This window comes from Neobacillus drentensis (assembly GCF_036965245.1).
Classification (GTDB): domain Bacteria; phylum Bacillota; class Bacilli; order Bacillales; family Cytobacillaceae; genus Neobacillus; species Neobacillus drentensis_G.
In genome coordinates this window covers 1-1843 of the sequence record NZ_JBALPG010000252.1, presented here as the reverse complement: position 1 = coordinate 1843, position 1843 = coordinate 1, and the positions used below count along the sequence as shown (strand labels likewise).

Below are 1843 nucleotides of genomic sequence, written 5' to 3'. Positions count from 1 at the left end.
ACAATATTTTCTTTTAATAAGTTGGAAATAATAGTAATTCAACAAAAATATGAATAAGAGTAAACTACTTATTTAATAAGTATTGAAACAAAAAAGACCTTAAGAGATTTAAAAATCTCTTAAGGTCTAGTGTGCTAATATTTATACTTCTATTGCTTCTTCATTCTCCTCATCTTGCTCCGTTTCTTGCTGCTTCTTTAACCGTTTTCGGTAAACAAACTTTGATAAATTAATACTGATTTCATAAAGGAGCAAGAGTGGTAAGGTTACGACAAAATCAGACATAAAATCTGGTGGAGTAATAACAACAGCAATAATGATTAGAACGAAATAGGCATATTTACGAATTTTTGCTAAGACAAACGGATTAATAATTCCCAGTGATGTTAAAAACATAACCACTACCGGCAGTTCAAACAACACACCGAATGGCAGAGTCATGTTCATGATAAAGCGAAAGTACCTTTCAGCAGTGAAGTTTGTGACAAACATATCTTGTCCTATGTTTATCAAAAAGTTTAAGACCATTGGAAAAATGGCAAAGTAACCGAAAGCAAGGCCACAAATAAATAAGAGAAATAAAGCAGGTACATATGAAAGGGTTATTTTCCTTTCTACCGGTCTCAATGCCGGCCTGACAAACAGCCAAATTTGCAATGCCAGGACAGGAATTGTTGCCGCAATTGCAACAACGCCTGCAAGCATAAAATAAATCCACATAATATCACTTGGTCCGAGAACCATCAATTTTTGATCCCCAACAAACCATTTATAAATATCGTCAACGTATATAAAACCAACGATAAAAAAGGCAACAAATGCCAAAGCCGATATGATAATTCGTTTGCGTAATTCCTCTAAATGATCAACTAAATTTAATTCTTTATCTTCCATGTACTTCCCCTGCCAATTTCAAATGTTACAAAATGGGCACGTGTATGAAGCTCTCAGTAATATACAGATTGATTTTTTTACCTTACCAAGAAATCAACCGAATCGTTCCTACGTTCTGAGAGATTAACATGTTTTCACGCATCCTTATAGTTTTAACACCGAGAAGAAAAAGGTGCAAGACCCAAAATCTTACACCTTATTTAGTCAAGTTTTTCTTTTCTTCTTTGATGTCTTCCATTACATCGTCCGTAAGTTCGCGGGTAGACTTTTTAAATTCCTTTAAAGTTTGTCCAAAAGCTTTTCCGATTTCCGGTAATTTCTTTGGTCCAAAAATAATCAGTGCAAGTGTTAAAATCAAAATTAATCCGGGTATTCCGATATTAGAAAACATGGATTACATCCCCTTCAAATGTTGTATATTTCTACTATGATTATAGTATTGAATAATGCTTTTGCGTTAATTCTTTACAATAATTCATAGTAATTTCACAAATTGCAATAAAATTTAAATCAGAGTGATATTTAGCATTTTCTTTTTCACTTATGTATCACCACTATAGACAATTTAACAATTACTATTTCTAAAGTCAATGTCCAATTTGTTAATCAAATTTTTAAAATATTTTGACAACTGACTTTTTTTTGCATATAATTTGACCAATAGGAACATATACTAATGAAAATTATTAAACCAATGGATTGGATGTGATGAGGATGGAATTTTCACTATGCAGTTTTGATGGAGCCCTCCCTGTTGAGGTAACAATTGATGATGACAACGGAAGATATACCATTCGTAAAAGCGACCGAAGTGGAGAATATTTCAATAGTCCAATTGAATTAATTGCCTGGGTGAAAACGCATTTCCGAGAGGAAGAATTTTGCCATCCACATGAATTCAGAGGTATGCTCGCTAAAATGGCGGAATACGAATTAAATGTTTCATATT

At 32.9% G+C, this 1843-nt stretch carries 3 protein-coding genes; 1 reads left to right on the top strand and 2 read right to left on the bottom strand.

Features of this window, described 5'->3' with window-relative positions; translation table 11 throughout:
* Positions 1–141 precede the first annotated feature (141 nt).
* Both tatC and tatA read right to left on the bottom strand, forming a co-directional pair.
* Complete coding sequence (gene tatC / locus V7150_RS26490) at positions 142–894, bottom strand: twin-arginine translocase subunit TatC (protein WP_335524298.1); 753 nt, start codon at positions 892–894, stop codon at positions 142–144.
* A gap of 196 nt (positions 895–1090) precedes the next feature.
* Positions 1091–1285, bottom strand: coding sequence for a twin-arginine translocase TatA/TatE family subunit (gene tatA / locus V7150_RS26485; RefSeq protein ID WP_335524295.1), 195 nt, complete (start codon positions 1283–1285; stop codon positions 1091–1093).
* A gap of 323 nt (positions 1286–1608) precedes the next feature.
* Between tatA and V7150_RS26480 the strand changes: the two genes are divergently transcribed.
* The coding region (locus V7150_RS26480; RefSeq protein ID WP_335524292.1) for a hypothetical protein at positions 1609–1843 on the top strand (235 nt) is incomplete at its 3' end.